We start from the raw sequence: 19,338 nt of genomic DNA, 5'->3' as shown, positions 1-19,338 counted from the left end.
TAAGTTAAAAAAGCAATCTGTTTGCTCAAGAAATTTATAATTCTATTTTATTAAAGTCATAACTATTGTTCATAACTCATGAACTGCTAATAGCTTCAAAAAGGGAAGATTTCCCCCCTTTTGAAGCATTACTTAGCTGCTATTTCAACGTTAGCGTATTTCATTATTGCCAAACAAATACTTTGGCTTCGTATGGGCCCAAGTCAGTCATGATACTATCATCACCAGATTCAACATCGTAATTACCTGTCCATTCATGCCATGTACCACCGCAGGGGAAGTTATCAATCTGATAACCAGCCAGGAAATTCTCAGAGAAATTCGCTACAACAACTACACGGGAACCTTGCTCATTCCAACGGCTGTAAGCTAGCACCTTTGTCTCTAAATTTTCGTGGATGAAATCAATATTTTCTGTGTAAAGAGCATGATTTTCTTTACGCAAGTTAATCAAGCCTTTGTAGTATGCAAATAAGCCTTGATTTAGGTCATTTCCTAGCAAACTCCACTCAATTTTAGATGATTCTGATTGTTTGGGTTTGTATTCGCCAAATTCTTCCCCCATCCAAATCAAAGGTACACCAACAGATGTCATGAGAATAGCTGCGCCCAATTTAGCCCGCGTAAAGGCTTCTTCATTAAAAATATTTCGATTAGCCAGTTCTACCATGATATGGTCATGGTCATGGTTGGTGAGGTAATTGACTACATTAGTTGCACCCATAAAGCCTTGGCGTTTGGCGTCAATGGCATCTTTGAGGCTTTCTATATCAAAGGTGTCACCGCCAATATGTACCGTAATTGTATGGCGGAAACTATCATGCCAGCAACCATCCATTGGCCCGTCTACATTAGTGATACTGGTAGTTTCTGGAATATGTTCGGCAATGTTATAAAAAGGTTTAGCACCAGCAGTATTTTTAGCTTCCTGAACAACCCAGTGCATGAAATCGTAGTTGGCAATTTGCCTGGCTGCATCATAGCGAATACCATCTATATGATATTCTTCAATCCAAAAACGGATCGTATCACCAATAAATTTCCGCGCTGGATAGATGTCTAATTTGTCGTCGTAATGTTCGTAATTAAACTCTGGACCCCAGTTATTATCAGGGTCACGGGGAGAGTGGTGATACCAATAATCATGGTCAATTTGGGTTAAGGGACTGCTGGCTTCTGAGTGGTTAAAAATACCATCCATAATGACGCGAATGCCTCTAGCATGACACTCGTCAATCATGTTTTTCAACTCTGATGTAGAACCATAACTAGATTCTGTGGCAAAAAAATAGCGGGGGTTGTAACCCCAGCTATAATCACCTGGATATTCTTTGATGGGCATCAATTCAATAGCATTGATTCCCAAGTCACATAAATAATCCAATTTCTCAATTACATGCTTATACTTGCCTCGTGCATAAAGGTCATCCTCACCACCAGAAAAATCTCCAACATGTAATTCATAAATTACTAGTTCTTTGTCAGCCGATAAAGGTTGATCATCATGTCTCCAAACATAGGTATCGGTTATTTTTTCGCCATCTTTAACCAGCAAAACAGCATTATCTTTTCCGCTCAATTCATCAATATCGGTTGCATAGGGGTCTGTGACATCAACCCATTGTCCTGGTTCAAAAAACCATGAGTTAGTTTGAACGCGGAATTTATATTTATAAACACCGTCTTCTAAGTTCACTGTCGTTTGAAAGTGTCCATCATCATCTTTTTCCATTTCAATCTCTTGCCAATCGGAAAAAGAACCAATTAATTTTGCTCCTTGATTGTAAGGTGCAAATAACTTAAATTCAATTGGTTTTGCCATAATTAAAATATTTTGCATGGAGAATTCCTAGTTGAGTTATTCTCCGATAGTTAATTTAACTTTGTCAATCATTCTAGGGAAATAGATTATATGTAGATAAATATTATCTCCATCTTTGGACATAATTTGTGAATTTAAATTGCTTTTTCTGTGATTTTTGACTATTTTATAATTTACGCTTTTCCAATTAATTCTATAATTCTGTGAGCGTTACCGAAGGTATTTTTTCGGCATAGTGTCTAGGGATATCAGTGCAATGCGCCTTCAGGTGTTCCCTTTCAGCAAAGCTGTTGCCGAATGGTATGGTGGAATCTTGCAAATGGTTTGCTACACTGATACTCGCTCAGTATGACAAAAAAATATTTGCTTAAATCCTGTATTTACAACAGTTTTTAATTGGCTGCCATCCTAATTTAGTATGAGGTGGGCATTACTCACACTGCGGGATACAAAACGTATTGCATTTAATTACAAGCCTTTAATAATCAGCAAATTATATTTGAATGTGAAAGCAGTAGATATTTGGTTGGTGGAAAATATCAGAATACCCACCAAATATCTGTTGCTGGATTTTATTCTATTTTACCAGTAGTTTCTTGCAGATAACTTAATAACCAATTTGCTGCTGTTGCTCTGCGAGTTTGTCGAGGTCCAAATTCACCAATTTTATAACCTTTAAAACCCAGTTTTTGTTTCATTATTTGTTTGTTTTCTTGGGGAATAGAACGGGTTAACTTGACTGTTGCAGGGCGAGAGTCTATGAAATCTGGTGGTTGTGGATATTCATCCCGCCATGCTGGTAAAACTTCGCTATTATCCCATTTTTCTGTTGAGGCGTCATAGCGATAGCCTAAGTAGTACCATACCAATTGGTTGACGGTAGTATCATCAATTTTCTCGTTGACGATTGCCCAAATGGTTTCTGTATTAAGCGGTGGTAGGTTAGACATAAGTAATTCAAAGAGAATAAATTGCCTATTGGTTGTTGTCAGTGCCAGAATAATTACCACTGACTCATGACTGTGTACAATTTAAATGCACAGCAGTTAATAGGTAGTCAAAAGTGATTAATTACCAGCCTGCTAGATTCCTAAATAAATATAGGGACAATTTTATCCTTTTCTAAACAAAATAAAAGATTTATTTGTAACAACTGAATAAAGCTAGAATTCACAGATACGCTAACAAAGAATAAAAATTATGAGTTGCAGTTAAAAACTTGCTTGTGCATTCACAAACTAGGTAGACTGGAAATTATCAACAATATACCAGTCTATGCAAAATCCCCGACCAATGCCAAAAATAATCCGTGCTCATGTATTCATTGCTGGCCGGGTTCAAGGAGTAGGTTATCGCTATGCCACTGTGGATACAGCTAGCCAGTTGGGGTTAAGCGGTTGGGTACGGAATCTCCCCGACAACCGTGTGGAAGCAGTTTTTGAGGGGTTGCAGGATATTGTGGAAGAGATGGTTCGCTGGTGTCACTCTGGGCCACCTGCTGCTGTGGTGCAGGAAGTTGTGGTTGAGTATAAAAATCCGGAAGGTTTGCGGGGGTTTGAGGTTAGGCGCTAGCTACCACCAACACGGCTGATCCCTCAATTTTGCCACTACGCAGGGCATCTAGTGCCTCGTTCGCTTGAGTTAAGGGGAAGGGATTTACTTCTGTGCGGATGGGAACTTTGGGCGCTAAGGCGAGAAACTCTTCTCCATCTTTGCGCGTCAAGTTAGCTACAGACCGCAAGATTTTTTCTTCCCAAAGAATATTATAGGGAAAACTCGGTATATCACTCATGTGAATGCCTGCACAAATTACTATACCGCCTTTAGCAACTGCACGCAAAGCCGCAGGTACGAGTCTCCCGACTGGCGCAAATATAATCGCTGCATCTAAGGGTTCTGGGGGTAATATGCTAGAGTCACCAGCCCAAGTTGCACCCAATTGACGAGCAAATTCTTGCCCTTTAACATCGCCATCACGGGTAAAAGCGTATACGTGACGACTTTGATAACGCGCCAGTTGAATTAGAATATGGGCAGCTGAACCAAAGCCATAAAAACCGATTTTTTCGGGATCACCAGTCATTCTGTAAGCGCGATAGCCAATTAAGCCACCACATAGTAGGGGTGCAGCTTGCAAGTCAGAATAGCTAGGATCTAGGGGAAAACAAAAACGGTGGTCGGCTACAGTGTATTCTGCATAGCCGCCATCAAGATTGTAACCTGTGAACTCGGCGCGATCGCACAAGTTTTCACGTCCAGACAGACAATAACGACAGCGATCGCATGTATGACCTAGCCAGGGAACGCCAACACGTTGACCAATACTAAATTTATTAACATGACTGCCGATCATTTCAATAGTACCCACAATTTGATGTCCAGGCACTAAAGGTAATTTCGGTTGCGTCAATTCCCCATCAACTATATGTAAATCTGTGCGGCAGACAGCACAAGCATGAACGCGAATCAGTACTTGCTCTGGATTGGGTTTTGGCACTGGTAAATCAGCTAGCCGCAAAGGCTGACGCGGTGCCTCTAACATCATTGCCTGCATAAGCAATTAAGAATTTGTTAGTTGAGAATTTTTTCACTAACTAATCTCCCACTTCTATAGTAATGAACTACTCACAAGCGGTAATTTGCGATCGCCTCCGGCGGGCGCTCCGCGCCATCGCTCTTAGTGCAGGTGCTTCGCGCCATGGCCTAAACCCAAATCTACAAATTTAAGCGATCTACCCAAATCTAAACCACTGACGGCTGGCTCTACCAATCTAAGTCACTGAGTCAGCCGTCAAAATTTTTTAGCGGAAAATCTCGGCAAAAAACTGCCGCATAGCTAGCCAAGAACGCTGATCGGCAAGCTGATTATAAGCTGCTCCCTTAGGGTTGTTTTTGTATTCTGGATTGGTAAAGGCATGTACGACACCACCGTAAGATATTAATTGCCAGTCTACATTTGCCGATCGCATCTCGGTTTCAAATGCTTTAAGTTGCGTCTCTGGCACAAAGGGATCATCTGCACCATGTAATACCAATACTTTGGCTTTGATGTTTTTGGCATCGTTGGGGTTAGGGGTATCGAGGTTGCCGTGAAGACTCACCACACCCGCTATATTTGCGCCGCTACGTGCTAATTCCAAAACTGTACCACCACCGAAGCAGTAACCAATTGCGGCAATGCGTTGGGCATCGGTGAGCGGGTTTTTTTGTAAAACTTTTAACCCAGCATTAGCGCGATCGCGCAACAATTTTCTATCTTGACGATAAAATGTCGCCTGTGCGCCTGACTCTTGCTGGTTTTTTGGTCTAATTCCTTTACCATAGATATCGGCAGCAAAGGCAACATACCCTAAGCCAGCTAATTGCTCTGTACGTTTTTTAACATAAGACTGTAAGCCATTCCATTCGTGAACCACTAACACCCCAGGGCGCTTGACTTTGATGGCGTCATCGTATGCTAGATATCCTTCTAAAACTGTATTTCCTTGTTTATACTCGATAGTCTTTGTTTTAATGGCTGCCAGTGCATAGGTGGAACTTAACAACACAACCACAGGTGTCAGCAGAACAGAAAGCAAAAATTTCATAACCCTGTAACCACCAAAATACTTATTTAGAATGATTATCCCTGCAAACCTGGTAAAAACTATGTCGTTCGGATAACAACGATGGAAAATAGTGAAAAAAACATAGCAGTTCTCACAATGTAGAGATATTGCGATGTAACCTCCTCTATAGTTTCCTTCTCTAAGCCATAACGTAACAATCTGGTAGCGGCAAATATCAGAAGGCTCAATTGCCGATTACAATCTATTTGTTGGGACTACTCAGCTAAATTGAAAAACCTGGAATTTGGTTAGCCTGTGCTTACTCCTGTGTTACCGACTATTAATGCTCTCAAACAACCCACTAGTGCTGCTTGGGTAGAACAAGCGATCGCTAATTTAGATATTATTTTACTCGACCACTCCCACTGTGAACGCAAAGCGGCAGGTGTAGCCTTAAACATGATGTTTCGCTACCCTTCCAATACTAAAATGGTACGGGAGTTAACCGCGATCGCCCGTGAAGAACTAGAACACTTTGAGTTAGTTAATCAATGGCTAGAACGTCGGCATATTCCCCTAGCTCCCCTATCACCGCCTCCCTATGGTGCCGGTTTAAAAGCTCAAGTTCGTCCTCAAGAACCGCAGCGTTTTTTAGATTCGTTACTAGTTACTGGCTTAATCGAAGCTCGCAGTCATGAACGCTTGGGATTGTTAGCCACTCACTGTCCAGAGCCAGAATTAGCCAAATTTTATCGCGGTTTAATGGCATCAGAGGCCCGACACTTCGGTATATATTGGGTTTTAGCTGATACATACTTTGATCGTGAAACGGTAAGCCAACGGCTCGATGAATTGGCATTTACGGAAAGTGAGTTGCTAGCGACTTTGCACCCAGAACCTAGAATTCATAGTTAGTAGACCAACGCACAGAGATTATGAAGCTTCAGTTAACACATCTAAGACTGCTAGTTGCCAACTATAAAGATTCCTTTTTATTCTACCGAGATTTACTGAGTTTTGATGTCGATTGGGGTGATGAAAATTCTGGATATGCTGAATTTAATACTGGTTCTATCCAGCTGGCTGTATTCAACAAAGAATTTATGGCTGAAGTCGTTTCCAGCAATGAGCCACCCTCATCTTTCCTCGTCCAAGACAAAATATCCTTGATTTTCGCCGTTGATAACGTGGATGAAATATATCAACAGTTACAAGATAATAATGTGATAGTCGTGACACCACCTCTAGACCGTCCAGACTGGGGAATCCGAACAGCTCATTTTCGCGATCCTGACGGCAATCTCATTGAAATCTACACCAATTTAGCTTAATCAAAAAGAAGCCCCACGTCTGACCCGAAGGGCAGTGTGGGATGAATTTTTGGGCGATGACGAATATTGACGGCGCTGAGGTTGATATTGGAGATTGCCAGTTTATTTTTGGCGTAGGCGTAGCCCGTCGTAGACCGTTTTACAAGTTGTTGCTAAATATCACGTGTGATTATTTTACCAACCAGCCACGCCACAGCACTTTCAACATCTGCGACTTGTTCACCTGGGGGGATGGCTGGACGGTTTATCATCACGACTTTGATTCCTAGTTCCCGCGCGGCGATAATTTTGGGATAGGTGGCATCACCGCCGCTATTTTTGCTGACGATCGCATCTATATTGTATTGAGTCAAAATTGCTCTTTCATTATCCAAAGCAAAAGGGCCGCGATCGCACAACAGCATTCCCGGCGGTACGATCGCATCAGGGTTAGGCGGGTCAATCATCCGCATCAAAAACCAGATATCTTTTAAATCTGCAAAAGCAGAAAGTTCTTGTCTACCAACAGTCAAAAATACCCGCTGTGCTTGGGTTTCTAGGACTGTAGCGGCGGCTGTAACATTCTCAACCTTAACCCAGATATCCCCATGTTTCTGCTCCCAAGGCGGACGATTTAACAGCAAACGAGGGATTCCCACGGATGCGGCGGCATCTGCGGCATTGAAAGAAATTTGATTTGCGAAAGGATGGGTAGCATCAATCAAAAAATCAATTTGCTCTCCTCGCAGATAATCAACCAAACCCGCCACACCACCGAATCCCCCAATGCGGAAATTACCAATGGGGGTTGATGGTTCACGGGTACGACCGGCTAAAGATGCGATCGCTTCAACTCCTGGAATAGTCGCCAACCTTGCAGCTAACTCCGCAGCATCACCCGTCCCACCCAGAATCAAAACGCGCATTATCAGCAATTTTGGATTTTATGAAAAAGTCACCACAGATAAATACAGATTGACACAGATAAAGATAATTCATCTGTGTCAATCTCGTGGTCTATCTCTAAATTCTCAATTTTCGCGTTTCCTGGGGATTGCTTAAATCGTCGGTAAAGCCGGAATTCTGGCCAAAAGTCCCTTTTTCAAAGCTTCTGGTCTTTTTGCCCAAGGCAGTACACCGTCTGGCTGAATGTAGTATTGATGGGCACATTCCAGCACCGACGAGGCACAGCCATCAACAGTCAAATCACCGAACACATAAGTTAATTTGCCCTTAGCAGTAAAGGCGACGACGCAAGAACGGTTACAAGCACTCATACATTCCACTTCCTCAATCGGGAATTCATCTCGTAAATCCCAATCTTGTGCGAGGTGCTGAAGCTGTTGGAGTAGTTTTTCGCCACCGCTTTCACCGATGCGTTTTCCCTCTTGCCAAACACTGGCACAGACCTTACAAACAAATAAAGTATGTGTGGCGACACCAGGGGAACTGGTTGGATTTGTAGTAGCAGTCATCTGTATCCTCGCAGATTTGTAGAACCCGATAATATAATTCAGTGGGCACGCTGACTTACCCAATTTTAGATTTTGAGCAATCTAGAGATGTTGAATGCAACGTCTTTACTTAAGTATAAATTCTAAAATCGGTTCACACGGGACAGTGACGGATTTACTTGTAAGCTAAAGCCCAGCACACCCAAGAAGCCATAACCCAGTCCCAGAGTTTCTGGGTTAATGCGGTAAATACTTAAAAATTTAGTCATCCTAACTACCTGCTGTAATACTGCATCTCAATCCACATCCGCATTTCAGCTTCAGAGCCAAAACAAGCAGAACGCCCAGTCATTGGGTCATAGGCGTGCCAAGCAGTATCACCGCCACGGTGGGTTTGCCAAACTTGCAATTCAGAACTAGTTGTCAGCAACCTAACTAAGCTTTGCCAAACGCTTTGGCATTTTGACCCGACCAGCAACCATGTATAAAATATCTTCATAACCAAAGTCTCTCCTGGCTCGATTGAGCATCAGATACTTTCTAGCTTCCCTCAGTAACAGCTTGATGAGAAGGTACAGATTCAGACATTTTATTCTGGTACAGTGGCAGCGATTTCAACTGTTATAGTCAAATTGCCCGCAACTGTACTGGTTCAGTCCAAGAAAAATCCCTTAAAATGCCCGTAGTCCCTGCTGTCATCGTGAAGGAAGGGTTCGCTGTGAATATTCCCCTAGATAAACACTCACAAACACCTATTTATCTACAGATTCGCGATTATCTGAGTCGTCTGATTCAATCAGGCAAAATGCCAGCCCTACAAAAACTTCCCTCTATTCGGGCTTTATCCACGAGTATTCAAGTTAACAAGTTGACTGTGATTGAAGCTTACAGTCTCCTAGAAGCCGATGGACTGATTCATGCTCGTCAAGGTTCAGGATATTTTGTCAACCCTACAGCAACTTCTAATTTTACCTTGCGCTCCACCTTTGCCCCGTCCCAAGAGGTGATCATTTCCCAAGGAGGAGGGGCATTTTTTGAGCAATATACAGCTTCAATTCAAGCTCGACAACAGCGAGACATTGTTGATTTCAGTTCAGGTTTTCCCCCAACTTCTAGCTCAGATAATTTTCAACGGGTTGCTAAACGGGCATTTACGAAAGCAGGAGATATCTTATTTCAAGAAGACTTTCCTCAAGGACAAATCAGCCTACGGCAGTTGATTGCTCAGATGTTAGTGCAGCAAGGATTGGAAGTTCTCCCTGATGAAATAATTATTACCAGTGGCTCACAGCAAGCTTTATCGCTAGTAATGCAGTACTACTTGCAAAAGGGTAATGGTGATTGGGTGATTGTGGAAACCCCTACTTATCATGGCGTATTGGGCATTCTCGAAAATTTGGGAGCTAAGGTGATCGGAATTCCCATGACTGCGGGGGGGATGAATTTGGAGTTACTGGAGCAGTATCTTAAAAGTCACCGCCCAAAATTAATCTACACCATCAGTACTTTACACAATCCGACGGGTATCACAACTTATATAGCCCATCGTCAAGCTTTACTGGCTTTAGCTCAACAGTATGAGTGTCATATTTTGGAAGATAATGCCTATGAAGGCTTAAATTTTGAACCTGTGCCTGCTCCGATTAAGGCACTCGATACCGATGATTTGGTGACTTACATCAGTACATTCTCAAAAACCCTGATGCCTGGATTACGAGTTGGTTACATAGTGGTGAAGGGTGAGCATTATCGGCATTTGGTTAAGCAGAAATTACTGAACGATTTACACGTGTCTACGGTATCGCAGACAATTGTGAGTGAGTTTTTAGCATCGGGACATTACCGCCGTCACCTTAGTCGCGTGCGGACTAGTAATCTGCAAGGTCGAAATGTGATGCTGCAAGCACTAGAGCGTTATTTTCCCGATGTCGTTTCCTGGACTATTCCCAAAGGTGGTTTATTTCTCTGGACTCATCTACCAGACTATTTACCAATTCAGGCAATTTGTCGAGAAGCTTTAGCTCAGAATGTCCTAGTTGCTAGTGGTGCAGCATTTTTCCCCGGAGGTGGCTATCCAGCGATGCGGTTAAATTTTTGCCACACACCAGAGGATATTGAACAAGGAATCGAAATTCTTGGTCGTCTGCTTAAAAACTATTTAACCCCCAGTTTCCTAAAATACCAAGGTTTTCCCCTAGCTTCAATGTAATATGACAACAATTTGCAGCCGATCTCATTTGGGATGAAACCCAGATGTGATTGCAAAGGCAGCGTTAGCCGAGTGAAGCCAGATCAAATTCGCTTAGGCTGCCAGGATTTCCGATCATGAATATGATACAATGCCATCAAATACTAAAAAATTTGATGTTATTTGGCAGCATTTTCAAAGTCTGTTAATGCACAAGCAAACTCACTAAAGGCTGTTTTAATAATCACCTCTTTCATTCCCCTTTCAATTGCCGAATTGCGGACAATATCTGTTAATTCTATAAACAGCAGAGAAAACATAAAACGCTCTTGGCGGTCAACCTGTTTCAAACAACACAATATAAATTCATAAAGCTCTGTTTTTCTAGGTTTAGTTTGTTCTTCCCATATTTGTAACCCAAGTCGGAAGGTCTTCAAGCGGATCTCATTAATGTTGTAGGGCACATCTTTGTAGCGAATTGATATGCGTTGGGGCATTTCCATAATTTTGAGCAGAGAAATTCTAGATAAACTCCTATTCAGTTGGATTTCGATTTGTCCGGATTAAACGTAAGTCGGATTTTATTTACTTCTGGATAGTGCAGTAATAGGTAGTTATCGCGTTGGTTTGAAGTTGGGTGATTTCTGATTGATGTCAGGAAGAGATATAAAGGTTGAGCCGAGATCCGGATATTATTGGCGTGGCAAGAATATCACCTCTGTACTTGACAAAAGGTGCGACAACAAATTAATGTTTTTAGTCTCTGTAGTATTTTGATTTCCGATAGCGTGGTAAATTTGCCAACGGTATCGATTCATTTCACCCCTTAATGTGCAAATCATCAAGATTTAAAAAAGCATGAGACTCATCAAAAAATCTGAAAAGCTTCTCCTCGATCAAATCAAAACAACAGAGGAGTCAAAAGAGCTAAACCTTGAAGCGGAGAATCTTAATATTGAAGAACCAACAGTTGAGGAACAGCTAGAACTGGATATAGAGTATGAAGAAACTAACTATATTCCGTCGCGTGATAATCCTGTAGTCCTATCTGTTGGGAGAACAGGGTGGCAGGTTTCTGATATTTGGAAGGATATTAGATTGGATAATTTCTAGTTTTGTCAGAGTCAGATTCAATTCGGGTAAGTGCTTGCAAGAGTCAGACGATGAATTTGAAGCACTTGTCCTCCTTCCTAGATGGTGTTGTTGTCAAAAACTGACACCTGTGAGAGCTTGGGGGTGAGGTTCTTACATACCCTGCAACACTTGCCGAATGATATCTGATGGAACTTGGTCGGTAACTGTCGCTGCACCAATTTGTGTCGGTAAAACAAAGCGCACTTGACCGGATTTGACTTTTTTATCCGATTGCAAAGCATTAATAATTGCTTCAATATCCACAAGAGCAGGTAACTTAGTCGGTAAACCTGTTTTTTGAATTAGGGCGTTTTGCCGTTCTGTATCTTCTTTTTGCCAAAGTCCCAGTTCTACAGCAATTTGTCCGGCGGCTACCATGCCAATGCCCACAGCTTCACCGTGTTTTAGTAGGCGATAACCTGTCAAGCTTTCTACTGCATGACCGATGGTGTGACCATAGTTGAGAATTGCCCGTAATCCAGATTCTTTTTCATCTTTGCCAACTACATCGGCTTTGGCTTGACAAGAATAAGTTAATATGTTGTTTATCAGGTCGGTCTTTACGTAGCGGAGTTGGTCGAGATGTTTACTCGCTTCCAACTGAGCAAACAAATCGGTGTCCCAAATGACACCGTACTTGATCACCTCTGCCATTCCTGCCCGAAATTCTCGCGTCGGTAGTGTTTTTAATAGTTCTGGGTCAATTAATACTCGGAGTGGCTGATGGAACGCCCCAATTAAGTTTTTGCCGTGGGGATGATTTACGCCAGTTTTACCGCCAATTGCCGAATCTACCATTGCTAAGAGTGTGGTGGGCACTTGGACAACATTAATCCCCCGGAGCCAGGTAGCGGCAGCAAAGCCTGTCATATCACCTATAACGCCTCCCCCCAAGGCTACCATCGTCGAGGAACGTTCTAGGCGGTTTTCTAGGGCGATATCATAGAGTTTCTGGATGGAGTTGAGGGTTTTGTAGCGTTCTCCAGGTGGTAGGTTGCAGCTAGCAACGGAAAAGCCGGCATTTTTCAGGGATGCGATCGCTCTTTCCCCATAATGCTTAAATATCATCGGATTAGAAACTAGCAACACCTTCTTACCAAGCGGCAATTCGCTCATCTGTTGACCGAGTTGATCTAAGCTAGCAGGTGCGATCGCAATCTCATAAGACAATTCTTGTAGATTTACATTAATCACAGAACTCATTCCCTAACCCCAAACAATTGCTGTGGGCGTATTCTACCGCAATCTGAAGAAATGGTGGCAACGGGAAAAATAACAACTGATAACCGAATCTAATGATTCAATAGATATTAGTGAAGTAATTTGGAGAAAGATCAATGTTTGCTGCGATCGCTTACGTCGTCTACTTGGGTGCGTTCTTGGCTATATCCGTAGGTTTGCTATTCGGTTTACGTGCTGCCAAGATCATTTAATTGAAAGAATGTAGAGAGGTTGCCTGCAACGTCTCTACATTAATCTTACTTAGCCGATGTTTAACCCACAACAGCCGGCGTTGGTACTGTCTGCTGTTTTTGGTGCGGTGGACGCATCGACAAACCCAGCAAATTCAGCATTTCCCGGTCAGTATCATAATCTGGACAAGGAGTTGTTACCGTTAACATCTTTTTGTCATCGCTAGAAAAAATAGAATTGGCCCCAGCCATAAAGCAAAAAGCCTGTTCCACCTGAGAAAGTTTAGCCCTACCAGCACTCAAACGCACATCAGAAGCTGGCATTAAAATCCGCGCAGTAGCAATCATCCGCACCACATCCCAAATCGGCACATCGGGTTGATCTGCCAAAGGTGTACCGGGAACTTGGGAGAGAATATTAATCGGCACAGACTCTGGATGGGGGCTGAGGTTTGCCAAAGTGAATAACATCCCCACACGATCATCGACGCTTTCGCCCAGTCCCAGAATACCGCCAGAACACACTGTCACATTAGTTTGGCGGACATTTTCAATCGTATTTAAGCGATCGTCATAAGTCCTGCTAGTAATAACAGTGCTGTAGTAGTCCCGTGAAGTATCCAAATTATGGTTATAGGCATACAGTCCCGCATCTTCCAAGCGCTGGGCCTGATTTGCAGTCAGCATACCCAAAGTGCAGCATACCTCTAAACCCATCGCCGTTACGTCCTTAACCATGTCCAGGACATCCTCAAATTGCGAGTTATCCCGCACCTCCCGCCAAGCAGCACCCATACAGATGCGACTAATACCCGTTGCTTTAGCTTTTTGGGCAATGCTAACCACCGTTTCTTTTTCTAAGAGTGCTTCCGCCTTTACCTCTGTTTTATAGCGAGAAGATTGGGCACAGTAGCTACAATCTTCTGGGCAACCGCCTGTTTTAATAGAGATCAGCTTACAGACTTGTATTTTTGTTGCGTCATGATATTGGCGATGCACGCTAGCAGCTTGATAAATAAGCTCTAGCAATGGCGTATTATATATCGCCCGAATCTCTGATTCCTGCCAATCGTAGCGTATTCCCGACATCACTATCCTTCTTGTAAACTAGATTTATCAAGAGCTAACAAGTACAGCTTTTGGACAAAGAAATGGCATCAAAGTTATACCATTCGGCTTTGATTCCAGCGGCCGTAGATATTAGAAATCAGCTTATCAAGATTTTGGTTAACTGGCAGATTCACAGCAAAAATCATCACCTTAACTGGTGTTTTTGGCATAATCCCACATCCAGACGGCTGTTTCTTCTCATAACAGCATCTTAGGGATTTCCAAGAAACAAATTACCCAATCTTGTGGGATGGGCTAGAAGCCCATCCCATATTCCGGGCGGGCTAGAAGCCATTGGTGTCAAGTTAAGAAAAATGGATTTGTGTCAAGAGAGGGAAACCTAATGGTAGAAGTCAACACAGGGGTGTTGAAAAGAGCCATGAGTAAACCACGGAAAAAGCAAGGGAATCCAGATTTTCGCCATCGAGTCAACGTACCGGCTCCGGCAAGTGAAGAGATAGAATCAAGGTTGTTTGAGTTGGTAAGTCCAGGCACATTTACCAACCTCAAAGAAGTAAAAGATAAAGAACGGAGCTTGCGCTCACGAGTACTGACCCTACCAGTAATGGCAGCAATAGTGTTGAGTATAGTGTATAGACAAGTACAGCACTTAACAGATGTATTGCGAATCCTAGAAGTAGAAGGATTGATGTGGGTAGAGGCAACGAAAGTGAGTAAGCAAGCTTTGTCTCAAAGACTCAACAGCCTACCGGCTCATCTATTTGCCAAACTGTTAGAGCAGGTCATAGAGTGCCTAGCAGCTAAAAGGAGTGTAAGGGAATTAGCCCCAGCCTGGGCATCAGTGTCCGAGAAATTTCCCGCCATTTGGATTGGAGACGCCTCGACACTCGAAGCCATGAAAAAACACTTCGGACAACTGCAAGAAAAAACAGGTGCGGTGTTGGCAGGAAAAATGCTGATGGTGGTTGAAGCTTTCACTCACACTCCCGTGGCAGTTTGGTATGATGCCGATGTCAAACGAAATGAGACTCGTTGGTGGCAAGCACTGTTAGAACGTTTACCTTCAGGCGGTTTACTCGTAGTAGACATGGGATTTTATGGTTTTGAATGGTTTGATTCTCTGACTACAGCTAATAAGTATGTGCTGACACGCCAAAAGGAAAAGGTGAGATATAAGGTAGCACGTGTACTTTCTGACGGCTCTCACTACAAAGACGAAATTATTCAAATGGGATGGCATCACACCAACCCATGTCGCCATCCCATGCGCCAAGTTTCCGTATTGTGGGGCAAGACTTGGTATCATTACTTGACTAATGTTCTTGACCCACAACAACTTTCGGCACAGGAAGTTTGCGAATTATACCGTCGACGCTGGCGCATTGAGGATGCATTTTTATTGACTAAGCGTTTATTGGGATTGTCCTATCTGTGGGTTGGTGGCACTAATGGTGTGCAGATGCAAATATATGCTACTTGGATTTTCTACGCTGTTCTTAATGACTTGTGTGCCGATGTCGCAGTAGCTTTACAACAGCCAATTGAGCGCATTTCTGTAGAAATGGTTTTTCGCAGTTTCTATTTTTTCCACCGCGCACTTTTACGTAACCCTGGGTTACAACTTATTCCTTGGCTCGTAGAACATCATCGTTCGATGGGGTTGGTCAAAGCCGTCCGTCAACGTCACCGACGAACGGCTGCTCGGTCACTTGACATCTGGGCTGATGCCTTAACTTGACACCAATGGCTAGAAGCCCACCCCACAAAAAAATTTGGGATGTTTTATTATTTGCAAGTCCCTTAGTTAAATCAGAGGGACAGCTGCTCAATTGATCCAGTCTGAGCAAGGCTCAACAGATTTCTGTAAACTGCGGCACATATTTTCCACTAAAATTCACCAGATCAATGAATACCCAGCATTACAAAATTATTCAATTGTCTTCAGCCAAAGTTTTAAGCCCATTATGCCCAGTGCCGCAGGTATGAGAAAATTTACCAAATCCTTAGAATGTATTTGGAAGATATCCCGATGAAATCAGAACTGCCACTAATTACAAGCGATCGCCTGTTATTAAGAGTGGCGACCCCAGAAGATATACCCCAAATTGTCAAATATTTTACCGATAACAAAACCTATCTCACCCCATTTTACCCCCTGTGGGCTGATGGTTTTTTCACCGAAGAGTATTGGGAATATCAAGTTGAAACCAATTTTTTAGAATTCATCAATGATCATTCATTAAAGCTATTTATGTATCTCAAAAACCAGCCCACAAAAATTATTGGCACGATAAATTTTAGCAACTTTATCCGAGGATCTGCCCATTTTTGCTATGTGGGATATGGTCTGGCGTCGGCTGTACAAAATAAAGGATATATGACAGAAGGGCTGGGAGCAGCAACTCAGTATGTATTTCAAGAATTAAATTTTCACCGCATCATGGCAAATTATATGCCGCACAATCGCCGCAGTGGTAACGTCCTCAAAAAACTCGGTTTTGTAGTAGAAGGATATGCAAGAGACTACTTGATGATTAATGGAAAATGGGAAGATCATATCCTCACAAGTCTCACCAATCCTCACTGGCAACCAAGTAATATAATCAACTAATCCCATTTCTTGATGAAGACGCACATAATTAACTGGCTTTGGCAGGCTTTGTTCTAGAGCCAGTGACTTTAGTCTGTGGGAGAATAAAGCACAACTTCATAAAATAAACTATAGTATTTTTAAGCAAAAATGGCATAAAAACACACACTTAATCAAAACAGCAAAGACAAGACAGTCCCCGCCCCCGCTCCCCGAACGGGGGACTTTGAGAAGTTTTTGCCCCCCGTTCGGGGGGTTGGGGGGATCTACGAGTGTTTTATTTATCACAAACAACTTTGAGGAAGCCCAAAGAGCAATCTTTGGAATCCCGCCCTATACCTGGTACTCCAGGTTAGCGGCGGGAGGATGTCAAACGGACTGACGAATTTGATATAAACTGCGGTTGAGCCAGTCTTCATACCAATCATAAAAACTCAAAGGCTGCTCCTCGTCGCTATCTGGCTGAAAATCCTGATGATCGGCGTCATGAAAATAATGACAAAAATTCCCAGAAGCGGGATATATACCACTATCATTAGTCCGGTCATCTATCCAGATTTTTCCCTGTTGTTCTCCGGTAATAACTAACAGAGCATACATTCCACAGCCATAATTAGCCATAGTGAGAGTTCCCTGGATAAATTTATTGTCTAAGTAAGCATCATTATTAGTTACCGTACCCGCTGGATTTTTAATGATCAAATCCAAATCATTCCATGCTTCTGTCAGCAGAAATGGTTGAGAGAGAATCTCGTAGTTTACTTGATATGGTGTGGTGGCAATTCCATTAGCAGATAAAAGTCCAGGGATGCTGTACAGCCCGTATCCTGGTCCAGCCCCACCATTACCAACTTCTAACAAAAAGTGACAATATTCACTGGGCAGGGTGATATGATGCCTTGCTTCAAAAACTTGAATATCTGCGTCTTGTAAACAAGGTTTGAGGTGATATTGATGTGATTCTGAGCCAAAAACCTCAAAAGTAGCATCTAAAATAGCTAATTGAGTTAACTTCTTCTTTAATTGCAAAACTTTACTCATTATCCCGCTCCCGATTTTCAAGTAGCACAGCTATTCCCAGACAGGGAACGCTTTCTTTGTCTATGCTGAGGCTGATACCAGAGGTAGTATTAAGGAAATGATGAATTAAGCTTTGCTCGTAATGACTCTGGCTGAAACTCCAAATAACACGAATTCTAGCAATCCTTTTCTCACCCTCAACTACGAAAGTGCCTTGGAATCTCTAGGCCACGACTACTATGACGAAGTTGCAGCGGCGGAATTTCCCCAACACATCTTGCGTTGGCGCAATGATGCACTGCTACCCCGTTTGGGACTAAATCCCCAAATAGTCAAAGACGAAGATTTTATTACAGCTTTTGGTCAATTTAAGGGGCGCAAACCCTTGTTAGCACTGCGTTACCACGGCTATCAATTTGGTGAATATAACTCGCAGTTGGGCGATGGTAGAGGCTTTCTTTACGGGCAAGTACGGGCCAGTGACGGACAATTGTACGACTTTGGCACCAAAGGTTCTGGTAGAACCCCTTACTCCCGTGGTGGTGATGGTATGCTCACACTCAAAGGCGGAGTGCGGGAAGTTCTCGCAGCAGAAGCGCTGCACTACCTGGGGGTACGTACCTCCCGTTGTCTAACGATGATTGAAACAGGTTTATCTCTCTGGCGAGGCGATGAACCTTCTCCTACCCGTTCATCTGTGATGGTACGGATGGGCAGTTCCCACATTCGCTTTGGTACTTTTGAGCGACTGCACTTTTTTCAGCGTCCAGATTTAACCAAAAAGCTGTTAGACCATGTAATTGAGCAGTATTACCGACACTTAGTTGCTGACAAAGATAAATATGCCCTGTTTTATGCAGAATTAGTCAAACGAGTAGCGGAACTAGTAGCGCAATGGATGGCAGCTGGCTTTTGTCATGCAGTCCTCAATACTGACAATATGTCAATTACGGGGGAAAGTTTTGACTATGGCCCTTATGCTTTTATCCCTACTTATGATCCCTACTTTACTGCTGCATATTTCGACTATTATAGACGCTATTGTTACAGCCAGCAACCGAGTATTTGCCAATTGAATTTAGAAATGCTCCAAGAACCATTAAAGGCGGTGATTGATCAGAGCAATTTAGAGGCAGGATTAGCTAGCTTTGGGGAATATTATCAGGCTGAATATCGAAGTCTGATGTTGAAGAAGTTGGGGTTTGAGCAGTTGCCATATCCAGAAGCTGATGAGCTTTTGCAGATGACGATCGCCTTTTTGCAAAATAGCCAAGTTGGTTATCATCAATTCTTTTATGAGATGGCTCGCACTTTTTCCCACAAATGGCGAGATGAACCAGCTTTTGTGATGAATGATTCAGATATTGTGCCAGGATTAGGATCTTCAACAGGTTTTGATAATTGGTGCGTACTTTACCATAAAATTCTCAATAATTTTGACCTAGCAGACATGGAAAAAATTGCCAAAAATCTGGCTGTCTATAATCCAAAAACAGCGTTATTAAGACCTGTAATTGAATCAACTTGGGAATCAATTGCCGAGTCGGATAATTGGCAACCTTTTTATGATTTGGTTCAGAAACTTCAGTCAGGATATTAGTCAAAAATTATCAGTACGCGAATAATCAATTATTTGTTATCCAGCAATAATTTATTATACTTCTTACAAAAATCCTGGTTGATTATTTGTAACTACAGAGGCAATACTGCTCGGTTAAGTCTAAAAAATAAAAACCTGTAGGTTGGGTTTCGTTCCTCAACCCAACATTTTCAAGTATTTGTCGGGTTT

General features: G+C 42.6%; 21 protein-coding genes. 9 read left to right on the top strand and 12 right to left on the bottom strand.

Annotated features, from left to right (window positions below):
• Positions 1-163: 163 nt before the first annotated feature.
• Positions 164-1,822, bottom strand: a complete 1,659-nt coding sequence (locus tag CYLST_RS15875; RefSeq protein ID WP_041233674.1) for an alpha-amylase family glycosyl hydrolase — start codon at positions 1,820-1,822, stop codon at positions 164-166.
• 572 nt (positions 1,823-2,394) lie between these two features.
• Complete coding sequence (locus CYLST_RS15870; RefSeq protein ID WP_015208741.1) at positions 2,395-2,772, bottom strand: DUF1823 family protein; 378 nt, start codon at positions 2,770-2,772, stop codon at positions 2,395-2,397.
• A gap of 325 nt (positions 2,773-3,097) precedes the next feature.
• Between CYLST_RS15870 and CYLST_RS15865 the strand changes: the two genes are divergently transcribed.
• Positions 3,098-3,394 (top strand): acylphosphatase, encoded by a 297-nt coding sequence (locus tag CYLST_RS15865; protein ID WP_015208740.1) that lies wholly within the window; start codon positions 3,098-3,100, stop codon positions 3,392-3,394.
• Here the strand turns inward: CYLST_RS15865 and CYLST_RS15860 are convergent.
• A complete protein-coding gene (locus CYLST_RS15860) occupies positions 3,384-4,376 on the bottom strand; it encodes a zinc-dependent alcohol dehydrogenase family protein (protein WP_041233127.1) in 993 nt (330 codons plus the stop codon). The genes CYLST_RS15865 and CYLST_RS15860 overlap by 11 nt on opposite strands.
• A 247-nt stretch (positions 4,377-4,623) precedes the next feature.
• The gene (locus CYLST_RS15855) at positions 4,624-5,409 is read right to left on the bottom strand and encodes a dienelactone hydrolase family protein (protein WP_015208738.1); all 786 of its coding nucleotides are present in this window, start codon (positions 5,407-5,409) and stop codon (positions 4,624-4,626) included.
• Between the two features lie 276 nt (positions 5,410-5,685).
• On the opposite strand from CYLST_RS15855, the gene CYLST_RS15850 reads away from it, so the two are divergent.
• Positions 5,686-6,285, top strand: a complete 600-nt coding sequence (locus tag CYLST_RS15850) for a MiaE family protein (RefSeq protein WP_015208737.1) — start codon at positions 5,686-5,688, stop codon at positions 6,283-6,285.
• Positions 6,286-6,305: 20 nt separating this feature from the next.
• Complete coding sequence (locus tag CYLST_RS15845) at positions 6,306-6,701, top strand: VOC family protein (RefSeq protein WP_015208736.1); 396 nt, start codon at positions 6,306-6,308, stop codon at positions 6,699-6,701.
• 152 nt (positions 6,702-6,853) lie between these two features.
• Here the strand turns inward: CYLST_RS15845 and CYLST_RS15840 are convergent, their stop codons facing one another.
• The 4 genes from CYLST_RS15840 to CYLST_RS15830 all read right to left on the bottom strand — a co-directional run bounded on the left by CYLST_RS15840 (position 6,854) and on the right by CYLST_RS15830 (position 8,633).
• A complete protein-coding gene (locus CYLST_RS15840) occupies positions 6,854-7,606 on the bottom strand; it encodes a cobalt-precorrin-6A reductase (protein WP_015208735.1) in 753 nt (250 codons plus the stop codon).
• Positions 7,607-7,738: 132 nt separating this feature from the next.
• Positions 7,739-8,155, bottom strand: a complete 417-nt coding sequence (locus CYLST_RS15835) for a DUF1636 domain-containing protein (protein ID WP_015208734.1) — start codon at positions 8,153-8,155, stop codon at positions 7,739-7,741.
• Between the two features lie 122 nt (positions 8,156-8,277).
• Complete coding sequence (locus tag CYLST_RS36360; RefSeq protein WP_281172776.1) at positions 8,278-8,403, bottom strand: hypothetical protein; 126 nt, start codon at positions 8,401-8,403, stop codon at positions 8,278-8,280.
• Between the two features lie 5 nt (positions 8,404-8,408).
• Positions 8,409-8,633, bottom strand: a complete 225-nt coding sequence (locus CYLST_RS15830; RefSeq protein ID WP_015208733.1) for a hypothetical protein — start codon at positions 8,631-8,633, stop codon at positions 8,409-8,411.
• Positions 8,634-8,810: 177 nt separating this feature from the next.
• Here CYLST_RS15830 and CYLST_RS15825 point away from each other — a divergent pair, with 177 nt between their 5' ends.
• Positions 8,811-10,343 carry an aminotransferase-like domain-containing protein gene (locus CYLST_RS15825; RefSeq protein WP_015208732.1) on the top strand — a complete coding sequence of 511 codons (1,533 nt, stop codon included), beginning with the start codon at positions 8,811-8,813 and terminating at the stop codon, positions 10,341-10,343.
• A gap of 158 nt (positions 10,344-10,501) precedes the next feature.
• Here the strand turns inward: CYLST_RS15825 and CYLST_RS15820 are convergent, their stop codons facing one another.
• Complete coding sequence (locus CYLST_RS15820; protein WP_015208731.1) at positions 10,502-10,825, bottom strand: hypothetical protein; 324 nt, start codon at positions 10,823-10,825, stop codon at positions 10,502-10,504.
• Positions 10,826-11,180: 355 nt separating this feature from the next.
• Between CYLST_RS15820 and CYLST_RS15815 the strand changes: the two genes are divergently transcribed.
• Positions 11,181-11,435, top strand: coding sequence for a hypothetical protein (locus tag CYLST_RS15815; protein WP_015208730.1), 255 nt, complete (start codon positions 11,181-11,183; stop codon positions 11,433-11,435).
• Between the two features lie 132 nt (positions 11,436-11,567).
• Here CYLST_RS15815 and aroB read toward each other — a convergent pair whose 3' ends face one another.
• Entirely contained in the window at positions 11,568-12,659 is a 1,092-nt protein-coding gene (gene aroB / locus CYLST_RS15810) for a 3-dehydroquinate synthase (protein WP_015208729.1), read from the bottom strand.
• Positions 12,660-12,793: 134 nt separating this feature from the next.
• Between aroB and petL the strand changes: the two genes are divergently transcribed.
• The gene (gene petL / locus CYLST_RS33425; RefSeq protein ID WP_015208728.1) at positions 12,794-12,889 is read left to right on the top strand and encodes a cytochrome b6-f complex subunit PetL; all 96 of its coding nucleotides are present in this window, start codon (positions 12,794-12,796) and stop codon (positions 12,887-12,889) included.
• 60 nt (positions 12,890-12,949) lie between these two features.
• Here petL and bioB read toward each other — a convergent pair whose 3' ends face one another.
• Positions 12,950-13,957, bottom strand: a complete 1,008-nt coding sequence (gene bioB, locus CYLST_RS15805; protein WP_015208727.1) for a biotin synthase BioB — start codon at positions 13,955-13,957, stop codon at positions 12,950-12,952.
• A gap of 400 nt (positions 13,958-14,357) precedes the next feature.
• Between bioB and CYLST_RS15800 the strand changes: the two genes are divergently transcribed.
• Positions 14,358-15,677 carry an IS4 family transposase gene (locus CYLST_RS15800; RefSeq protein WP_041233351.1) on the top strand — a complete coding sequence of 440 codons (1,320 nt, stop codon included), beginning with the start codon at positions 14,358-14,360 and terminating at the stop codon, positions 15,675-15,677.
• 291 nt (positions 15,678-15,968) lie between these two features.
• The gene (locus CYLST_RS15795; protein ID WP_015208725.1) at positions 15,969-16,550 is read left to right on the top strand and encodes a GNAT family N-acetyltransferase; all 582 of its coding nucleotides are present in this window, start codon (positions 15,969-15,971) and stop codon (positions 16,548-16,550) included.
• A gap of 348 nt (positions 16,551-16,898) precedes the next feature.
• On the opposite strand, the gene CYLST_RS15790 is transcribed toward CYLST_RS15795, so the two are convergent.
• Positions 16,899-17,570 (bottom strand): SMI1/KNR4 family protein, encoded by a 672-nt coding sequence (locus CYLST_RS15790; RefSeq protein WP_015208724.1) that lies wholly within the window; start codon positions 17,568-17,570, stop codon positions 16,899-16,901.
• A 121-nt stretch (positions 17,571-17,691) separates the two neighbouring features.
• Here CYLST_RS15790 and CYLST_RS15785 point away from each other — a divergent pair, with 121 nt between their 5' ends.
• A complete protein-coding gene (locus CYLST_RS15785) occupies positions 17,692-19,149 on the top strand; it encodes a protein adenylyltransferase SelO (RefSeq protein ID WP_015208723.1) in 1,458 nt (485 codons plus the stop codon).
• Positions 19,150-19,338: the final 189 nt, after the last annotated feature.

It is taken from the genome of Cylindrospermum stagnale PCC 7417, from assembly GCF_000317535.1.
Taxonomy (GTDB): Bacteria; Cyanobacteriota; Cyanobacteriia; order Cyanobacteriales; family Nostocaceae; genus Cylindrospermum; species Cylindrospermum stagnale.
The sequence above is the reverse complement of the archived record's forward strand: the minus strand, read 5'-3'. Positions and strand labels throughout refer to the sequence as shown.

Coding starts and splice junctions, on each gene's coding strand:
- CYLST_RS15875 (WP_041233674.1), bottom strand. CDS start 1,822: ATGGCAAAACCAATTGAATTTAAGTTATTTGCACCTTACAATCAAGGA.
- CYLST_RS15870 (WP_015208741.1), bottom strand. CDS start 2,772: ATGTCTAACCTACCACCGCTTAATACAGAAACCATTTGGGCAATCGTC.
- CYLST_RS15865 (WP_015208740.1), top strand. CDS start 3,098: ATGCAAAATCCCCGACCAATGCCAAAAATAATCCGTGCTCATGTATTC.
- CYLST_RS15860 (WP_041233127.1), bottom strand. CDS start 4,376: ATGCAGGCAATGATGTTAGAGGCACCGCGTCAGCCTTTGCGGCTAGCT.
- CYLST_RS15855 (WP_015208738.1), bottom strand. CDS start 5,409: ATGAAATTTTTGCTTTCTGTTCTGCTGACACCTGTGGTTGTGTTGTTA.
- CYLST_RS15845 (WP_015208736.1), top strand. CDS start 6,306: ATGAAGCTTCAGTTAACACATCTAAGACTGCTAGTTGCCAACTATAAA.
- CYLST_RS15840 (WP_015208735.1), bottom strand. CDS start 7,606: ATGCGCGTTTTGATTCTGGGTGGGACGGGTGATGCTGCGGAGTTAGCT.
- CYLST_RS15835 (WP_015208734.1), bottom strand. CDS start 8,155: ATGACTGCTACTACAAATCCAACCAGTTCCCCTGGTGTCGCCACACAT.
- CYLST_RS36360 (WP_281172776.1), bottom strand. CDS start 8,403: ATGACTAAATTTTTAAGTATTTACCGCATTAACCCAGAAACTCTGGGA.
- CYLST_RS15830 (WP_015208733.1), bottom strand. CDS start 8,633: ATGAAGATATTTTATACATGGTTGCTGGTCGGGTCAAAATGCCAAAGC.
- CYLST_RS15825 (WP_015208732.1), top strand. CDS start 8,811: ATGCCCGTAGTCCCTGCTGTCATCGTGAAGGAAGGGTTCGCTGTGAAT.
- CYLST_RS15820 (WP_015208731.1), bottom strand. CDS start 10,825: ATGGAAATGCCCCAACGCATATCAATTCGCTACAAAGATGTGCCCTAC.
- CYLST_RS15815 (WP_015208730.1), top strand. CDS start 11,181: ATGAGACTCATCAAAAAATCTGAAAAGCTTCTCCTCGATCAAATCAAA.
- aroB (WP_015208729.1), bottom strand. CDS start 12,659: ATGAGTTCTGTGATTAATGTAAATCTACAAGAATTGTCTTATGAGATT.
- petL (WP_015208728.1), top strand. CDS start 12,794: ATGTTTGCTGCGATCGCTTACGTCGTCTACTTGGGTGCGTTCTTGGCT.
- bioB (WP_015208727.1), bottom strand. CDS start 13,957: ATGTCGGGAATACGCTACGATTGGCAGGAATCAGAGATTCGGGCGATA.
- CYLST_RS15800 (WP_041233351.1), top strand. CDS start 14,358: ATGAGTAAACCACGGAAAAAGCAAGGGAATCCAGATTTTCGCCATCGA.
- CYLST_RS15795 (WP_015208725.1), top strand. CDS start 15,969: ATGAAATCAGAACTGCCACTAATTACAAGCGATCGCCTGTTATTAAGA.
- CYLST_RS15790 (WP_015208724.1), bottom strand. CDS start 17,570: ATGAGTAAAGTTTTGCAATTAAAGAAGAAGTTAACTCAATTAGCTATT.
- CYLST_RS15785 (WP_015208723.1), top strand. CDS start 17,692: ATGACTCTGGCTGAAACTCCAAATAACACGAATTCTAGCAATCCTTTT.